General features: G+C 57.9%; 4 protein-coding genes. All 4 read left to right on the top strand.

Annotated features, from left to right (window positions below):
• Positions 1–472 precede the first annotated feature (472 nt).
• The 4 genes from avs1a to C667_RS25795 all read left to right on the top strand — a co-directional run bounded on the left by avs1a (position 473) and on the right by C667_RS25795 (position 8,008).
• Positions 473–1,651, top strand: a complete 1,179-nt coding sequence (gene avs1a / locus C667_RS25165; RefSeq protein ID WP_083881349.1) for an AVAST type 1 anti-phage system MBL fold metallo-hydrolase Avs1a — start codon at positions 473–475, stop codon at positions 1,649–1,651.
• Complete coding sequence (avs1b, locus tag C667_RS17575; RefSeq protein WP_004372559.1) at positions 1,648–7,473, top strand: AVAST type 1 anti-phage system protease Avs1b; 5,826 nt, start codon at positions 1,648–1,650, stop codon at positions 7,471–7,473. Before avs1a ends, avs1b begins: the two co-directional genes overlap by 4 nt.
• A 14-nt stretch (positions 7,474–7,487) precedes the next feature.
• The gene (avs1c, locus tag C667_RS26845) at positions 7,488–7,751 is read left to right on the top strand and encodes an AVAST type 1 anti-phage system protein Avs1c (protein ID WP_083881348.1); all 264 of its coding nucleotides are present in this window, start codon (positions 7,488–7,490) and stop codon (positions 7,749–7,751) included.
• A gap of 89 nt (positions 7,752–7,840) precedes the next feature.
• Positions 7,841–8,008 (top strand): hypothetical protein, encoded by a 168-nt coding sequence (locus C667_RS25795; RefSeq protein ID WP_157302392.1) that lies wholly within the window; start codon positions 7,841–7,843, stop codon positions 8,006–8,008.
• Positions 8,009–8,174 lie beyond the last annotated feature (166 nt).

The raw sequence follows: 8,174 nt of genomic DNA, 5'->3' as shown, positions 1-8,174 counted from the left end.
AGCAGTTGGCGCTGTTGTAGTGGCATTTTTGAAAGTGCGCTCTAGCAAAAACAAGCACTTGCGAGCGTAACTGTCGAACTCGGGTGGAAGGCTTGCCGGGGTTCGGGTATCGATAGCGAAGTTCGAGTTCTCGAGGGGCAGGTAAGCGTGGAGGTCTACGAGACCACCCCTCGCAGTGCTCAACTCTCAGTGTGCTGGTCTTGGGCTTGGGCACCGACCATCCCAAAGACATACAGAACGCGGCGCCCCCTGGTCGGGGGCTGCAACGACAACCGGTCGGCCGTCGGTCACTCAGCCGCCATCCAGCTTACGGCAGGTCTTACGTTGCCGAGCAGACATTCGGACCTGTCGACGAAAGTCGGGGCGATTCACAGGCTTGGAAAAGCTCTTCGGTGTGTCCAAAGCAACTTGACCACTACCGGAACTTCGTCGACCGTGTCATCCGACATAAGCCACCTACTCGTATAAGCGCATGCTGAAGCTGAAGATGTACCCCGCCAGGAGCGGTGATGCCTTCCTCATAGACGCCTCTGGCACAAACGTCCTCATTGACGCTGGTTTCGCGAGCACCTATCAGGACTTCATCGCTGCCGACCTAGCGAGTCTTGCTGAGGGCGGTGGTCGGTTGAGTCTGGTCGTTTGTACGCACATCGATGCCGACCACATTGGCGGGCTCCTTGAGCTCTTCTCGCTTAACGGTTTACCCGGCGAACGGGGAATCGAGGTGGATACGGTCTGGCACAACAGCCTCCGGTCTCTGCCGTTTCGTGCTGGCACACCAAGCAGCGCCCGTGATCAAGCCATTCTTGAAGCTATCCGTCGGCGTGGCTTTCAAGGGGCGGTAGCCGTTTCTCCGAATCCCATCAGCGCTCGGCAGGGAAGCTCGCTAGCCAAGCTCCTTCGGCAATACGGCTATGCCTGGAACGCTGGGGATGGCTCTAGCAGCGTCGACGACAGCATCTCACCGCTCGCTTTGGCAAGGGACCTAGTTGTGCAAGTCATTGGCCCCACACGCGCGCGTCTCGAAGCGCTGCGGGCACGATGGCTGAGGGATGTGCAAAAGCTCGGCTTTGGCGGAAGCTCCCAAGCAACCGACCTCCTCGACGATGCGTACGAGATGTGGTGTGCTGCAGTGCCTGGGCCGGCGCTACCTTTGGCCACTCCCATAGCAGCCAAGTTAAATCGCCGACTTGCTGAGGCCTACATGTGCGATACATCCATCTCGAATGGAAGCTCCATCGCGCTCATCATTTCGTCGGGAAGTACACGAATGCTCTTCCTCGGAGACGCTTGGGCAGAAGACGTCGTGTCCAAGCTGAAACCGCTGCAAACCGCATCCGCGCCGATCATCTTTGATGCCATCAAGGTCTCGCACCATGGAAGCTCGCGTAACACCAGCGTGGAGCTGCTATCAATCGCGGACTCGCCCTGTTTCCTGGTCTCGTCCGATGGAACGGGTCATGGTCATCCTGATTTCGAGGTACTGGCGGAAATTGTGGATCGCCCGGCGCCCTTCACGCGCCAGATCTACGTCAACTACGAAACCCCTGCATCGAGAAAGCTTCAAGCGCACACGTCAAGGTCCGGCGCGGCCTTCAGCGTTCATGTTGCGGAGCACGACTGGGTTCAAGTGGGAGGAGCGAGTTCATGATGGAAGAGGAGGCCAAGCGGGCAACGTGCCAAGTCCTCAGCAAAGAGGAATCAGGCACAGGGTGGCTCATATCCTCAGACCTCGTCCTCACGGCGTATCACTGCGTCGCGACCGCTGCGGCCAAGGGCGAAGTCACGAGGGTTCGGTTTGGTGCTGGCTCGTCAGCAGTCGACCATGTCGTGGTCCTCGGCCCCTATGACGAAGACCTCGATGTTTGCCTACTTCGGCTGCCCGCCCCGCTCTCGGTAGCCCCCATCTCCATCGACACCGACGACCTCCGCCCGGGAGAGAAATGGTTCGCGTTCGGATATCCGGCCGTGAAGCTGGAGCTGGGTCACGTCCTCGTTGGCGAGATACAGCAAGTCTTAACCGAGCGGCTGCACCGCGTAGACCTAGATCTCTCGGTTGAGCCGGGAACCCACCTTTCGGACTATCAAGGACTCTCCGGCTCCGCGCTCATGGTCGGTGCAGTCTGCAAGGGCCTGCTTCGTCTCAATATCGACAGCGCCATCGGGGCAGTAAGCCTCGCGTTGCTGAGGCCGTTTCTTGAGGCGAACGGTTTGCTGCCAGAGCTCGTCAGGGAGGATGCAGCGCCTACGCCGATCGGGAGCCGACCGGCTTTTGACGATCTCTTTGAATCCACCATCATTGCGAAAGGTGGTGGGTACATCTTTGTTGATGGCTCTCACGGCGTAGGCAAGTCGACCTACTGCTTAGAATTCAGACCGGAGTCATCCAAACTGGACGCGATTGGCGTGTACCCATTTACGGAGCGAGCCCGTGGTTCCACGCCGGCACACCAAGCGCAACCGGAAGTTTTCTTCGACTGGGCAAACTCCCTGCTGTCGTCTCGGGCGACGGGCAAGCCAGCCAGATTGATGGAATTGTCGTACGCCCAACTCATTGAGAAGACTGGCGAGGTGTTTCAAGCTTTGGCAAATCGCTGCTCGAAGGCGGGGAGGGTTGGTGTCCTTTTCATCGACGGCATCAACGAGGCCGCGGCGGCGGGGGAGGAGACTCTCAGGCGCTTCGTTAATCTTTTGCCGCAGAAAGTGCTTGACGGCCTTGTGGTCGTCATCACCGGTGTTGGATTGGACGCAATCGCTGGCAGCCTCGGGAGCATTCCCCGAGGTGCAGAGCGACTGGTACTACCCCCCCTCGAGCGGGATATACAGTACGGAGTCTGCATTGAGTTACTGGACAAGGACAAGGCCACCGCGGAGACTGCGGCAACTCTTTGCGACCGAGCAATGGGCCATCCGCTGTACCTCCGATACCTAGCCGACTTGGTGAATAGTGGCGCCACCGAGGGTGATATCGGGGCGTTACCGGTATTCAGTGGGGCCATCGAGGATTATTACGAAACTATCTGGGCGCAACTTGTTCGTGACGGCGATGTCGTCAACTTGCTGGGCATCATCGCTCGCCTTCGGTGGGGCATCCCGGTCGCTGACCTGCACGGCATGTTGACCGTCGCCGAATCGGGAGTCTTCACGAGCACGCTCGTCCGCATCCGCCATCTGCTTGCGAGCCCTGAAAACACAGCGATTTACCACCCTTCGTTCTCGGAGTTCGTCGTTCACAAGACATCCCCTATCGACGAATGGGTGCACAAGCGCGTAGCAGTCTTCTGCCGCCTCTATCAAAGCGGGGACTACGGCGTTTTGAACAAGATCTACCACGGTCTGAAAGGTGGCCGTGAGCCGCAGTTGCAGGCAATTCGCGACTGCCAGCAGACTTGGGTTGACGATTCAGTGCTCCTTGGCGCCGAGCCTGATGTCCTGCTCACAGATATTGAAGACACGCTCGCGACCGCGACCAGGATAGGGTCCGCGACCGACGTGTTTCGTCTGCTCCTTCTCTCCCAGCGCCTGAACTTCCGCTACAACACCCTCTTTGCGCTATCCGCCGAGCTCGTGGCCTTGGCGCTCATCTCATTGGGAAAGACCGAGGAAGCGCTTCGACACGTCGTACGCAACGGACGCCTAATCGTCAGCGCGGAGGAAGCGTTCACAGTGGCTCATGCGCTGACGAGAGAGGGCAACACCGAGCAGGCCCTAGAAGTGCTTGAGCTAGTTCAACGCGCGCTGAACGAGGTCTTTGAGAAGCTGAGGTCCGAAGATGGCGTCGACGCCGATGATCTGCTTGGTGCAGTGAGTCTGCGGCTGCACGCCTTCTCACTCGCTCAGGCAGCAGGTGAGACTCCACCATTCACTCCATTTCTTCGCGCCGTCGTCGAAGGCATTTTGCGTGGCCCAGAAAGCAGCTTCTCGCCCGATGAGGGGGGGCAAATTCTTCGACAACTAACCGGTGAGATGATTGGCTCCCAACTTTGCTTAAAGGGGCGGTATCGCCCTTACTCGCAGCTGGGCATGCCTGGTGTCGTGGAATTGCGGCACCAACTGCTTGTATTTCTCAACACCTTGGCGTGCGCCGAGATGTACTCGGAGCACTACGGCATCGCGCTCAAGAACGAGGCGGTCGAGCTCGTCCTTTCCGACATCGAAAGAGCAATAGACGCGCCTCTGCAACCCGAAGACCGACGCTTCGTCTTTGCCGATGCCCTGATTGAGGCTGGGGCCGCTCCGGGTCTCGTTGAAGCCTACTCAGTCGGAGTGAAACTGGGCGACGGGACACTACCGTTCTACGAGGAGAATCGAGCAGACCCTGACAAGACCATCTTTGAAAGTGCGATGTTGCGTCTTCGCGCATCTCACTTCATGGAGGAAGTTCATGCTAGGCCTGCCGTGCAGATTCCGTCATTGGACGACTGGGAAGGGTGCCTTGAAGCCATAGCGCGGGGTGTTGCCTGGAGCGATGGCAAGGCGCGGAAGGCGATGTCGTCGAAGGACCAAAGCCGCCTCGACGACGTATGGTTTTTCGTAGTCGATACCCTCCTCCCCTGTTTCTCCTTCGATCTTTCGACTCGCATCTACTGGGAAAAAAGCTATGCCATTCCCGAGACGATTGTCCCGCCGCTGTATGGGCGGCTAGCGAAGCTGCTCCTTGACTGTTACCCAACAAAGGTGAACGTACTTCTCGAGACAATCGAATGTGCGTTTGACGTACAGCTTGGTCTATATAACGAAGGTTTTCGGCGGTCACTCCAAGAGGTTCTCGGCTTACTCGTCAAGATGGCTCCCGAAGGGGCGCATGCAGATAGGGCCTTCGCACTCACCTTACGTTGGAGGGACTACGTCGCAGCAAACGTACAGAACAGGTTTGAACTCGTCCCGGAGCTTCTCCAAATTGTCCCCTTGCTAGCTCGACTAGGGGCGACGGAGGAGGCGGTGAAGACCTACCAGTTGGTTCTGTCGTTCTCTATGGGGCCAAGCTGGTATAAGGAAGACCAGCTCTCCATGATGACCAGCACGTTGGAGGCGCTTCCTGCGGCATTGCCCGTCTCTGCCTCGTCACTTGCCCAAATCGCTGGTTTCTTGGAGCGCGCGACCGGCGAGATGACCTTTCAGCGATTTGTCCGCGCCGACAAGGGCACATTCATTGGGCAGCTCTGTCGTAGGTCGCTTTTCGCGGACGCCGTCAGGTACTTCCAGCACCAGTCCTGCGGCACGCTCTGTGAGCTACACACGCAGGCGACGGACGGCAATCTCGACCGCGTTTCACCTCTCGTAGGCATGCGCTTTCCTGGGGCGGCGTTGGAGGAGCAGGCCGCCCTGCTCACGCTGTTGCGCCACTCTCGGGGGCACGCGGACTGGCGGTTGCGTTGGGCACTCCTTGAGATCTACCTGCATGGCGACGAGCGGCACCTGAACGACTGGGGGCGCGAGTACGCCGCAATCATCGTCGAAGTGAGAGCTAATCATGCTGATTTGACGTGGACAAAGACGCGAGTTCGTTCAATTGCGTACTCGCTTAACACAGAGCGAGCTTCGCTGATACTTAGCGCTCTTGTTCAAAACCTTCCAGCCGACATTTGCCCCGACTTCCAAGTTCTCTTAGAAGAAGCTAAGGCTGGCCTCCACGAATACCAGGTTGAGAAGTTGACTTCGGGCTTCGGTCTGCGCACTCAGAAGGAAAAAGGGCGCGAGGAGCCAAGTACTAACGCACTACCTGAAGGCGATGCCAACGATAAGTCCGAGGACGATGATGACCGCTTCTTCATGCCAGGAACATTTGGCAGACAATCTGCAGCAAGAGCTGCCCGCGCTGAGATAGCTGCGGCAAGTGCGCATCTAGCCCGCCGCAATTTCTCAAAGGCGATACAAGGCTGCATTGGTGCCCTGCGAACACTGCAGGCCGGGGGCTGGTCGGTCTGGTCTGACCACCACTCGTGCAGCGAAGCCGACCGCCTTATCAGCACACAAGTCCAAAGCGCCGATGAACTTGCACGGCTGTACGGACCGCTGGTTCTTGAAGAGCGGCATGTTCAACGCTGGGTCATTGCATCGCACCTCGTTACTCGTTTTGGAGAAAAGGTCGACTCAGCACAGCAGGCGGAACTGTTGGCGGTTGCCATTGACCACGTCAGACAAATCGTCGGTGATGCCTCACTCACGTCGTTCGCCTACTTCGGGGGGTCAGCAACTGGCGGGGCGGCCGAGGCCCTCTTTGAACTCTTGCTTTGGACACTAGACCACCCGGCATGGGAGCGCCGAGATAGTGGCGCGGCCATGGCGCTGTGGTTGGCGCGTACGAGCGAAGACTGGCTTGCGGCTCTTGCCCGCCTTGCTGTCTCCATGGACAGGAGGAATCGAGCAGACATCGCCTCGGCAGTGCTGGACATTCTGTCCAACGAGGACCCCGCGGGGTTGTGGCAACGCATCTCGCCGCACCTTGACGTTCCACGGGTCATTGAACAGTGTCGGCACGCGAGCAGATTCGCGACCTTCATGCGAATCGCTGAACGTGCGAACAAGCGAGGAGTAAGCTCAGCAGCTGGAGCTCTCAAGTCGTTGCGAGAACGGTTCGCTGAGGCCAGTGCCAACCCCACTTCCGCCCCTGACACGGGACCGCCCAGCTTCGTACCGCCAACGCTTTACGCTTTATGGCATGACCTGTTCAACCTCGGCGTCCTTACCGAGAACGCACTGCAAGCATTCGCTGCAAACTTGCTTGAGACCTGTTCGCCCCTCGCTATCAATGTGGCCTTTGAGCTAGAGGGCCTTGTCGCAACAGGTGGCAGGGAGAACCCTGGACTACCGACCGGCCGTTGGGCTACAAGAATACGCTATGCCCTGAACACGGCTCTCTTCTATCCGATGCCTGCCAGCCTGCTCAGCAAAGTCGAGACTGCGCTTAGGACCTACAACCCCGGGAGCCTGGTGGAGCCGGCTAATGGCAAAGCCCTGTTGGCAAAGCTTGTGGATTCGTTGGAAGGAGGGAGGGAGCGAAGCTATCTACCGTCCAACGAAGAGCTTGTGTACCTCGACCTTCAATGCTTCTTGGAGTTGGACCGAGAGACAGTCCATGTGGAGCTCATTTCCCACCTCGTTCCCCCCGGCCCTCCTCAGACCCTGCGACACATGCAGCCCTCGTTTAAGGCTACTGAACTGCCACGATCTGGACACGATGAGTCCATGATGGTCTGCGACAGAGCCCGACCAACCGTTGCATACTTCGGCTCCATCAGTCCTGCCATTCCGACACCTCGTTTCCTGTACCTTACTGGAGCGAAAGGGGCAGCCTCCGTTCGGTACCATTGGAGGGATGGAAGTACGGTGAATAGTTTGGCTTCAAGTCGTCGCCATGAAGTGGCCTTGCTTGGGATTCGACGGGACGCCCTGTCTTTACCGAGCGGCTGGCAAATCAGATGGACGCTGCGAGTGGACGGAGCTGTTCGTGCAGTGCTGAGTAAGTTCTAGAGAGTCAAAAAATCATGTTTGTACCGATGCACACGCCCTCGACGAGGGCAGAGTTTGAAGAGCGCATGAACTACCTGTGCGAGCACTTAAACCAGGGCCTGATGCACTTTTCGAGAAGCGTTCGAGGCCCGGAGAGTCTATTGAACGTGCGCTATCTGCCAAATCGGCGAATCGACCTTCTCAGCATTGACGAGACGACACGACTGAATGCGAACATGACCTATCAGATGCGTAACGCAGACTTTGGAGACATGCACACAGATGACGGAGGGCAGTGACAGGACTTGCTTGTCCAGCGTGATGAAGGTCAGCTGAAGGGTTGACAGCTGTCGTTCATGTGGAACTCCTTGAGCGACGGCTTTCTACCATGATCAAAACATCCAGCCCGGCACCGCTTCATGAACTGCATGATAATCAGCGGAAGATCGGAATGGAGGTTTTCGATTTTTCGGCTAGCCATGGCGTCCCGATCCGAAAACGCTTTTATCGTCAGCGGCGCGTCGGTAAAGGGCTTTTAATGCGGTTTGAGGCATGAAGCGCTATTGCGCGAGCAGCAGTTCCGCAATGAAGGGAAGATTCCAAATTGCCAGAGCCAAGAACACATAGATGGCACCAGTGTAAGCGGTAACCGAGCGGCGTTCTTGCCTACTTCGAGCGCGGGTGGAGATCGGATCGAAGCGGATTGGCCGCGAAGTGTTGCT

The sequence above is a fragment of the Thauera phenylacetica B4P genome, from assembly GCF_000310225.1.
Lineage (GTDB): Bacteria > Pseudomonadota > Gammaproteobacteria > Burkholderiales > Rhodocyclaceae > Thauera > Thauera phenylacetica.
This window is presented reverse-complemented; position numbering and strand designations above follow the sequence as displayed.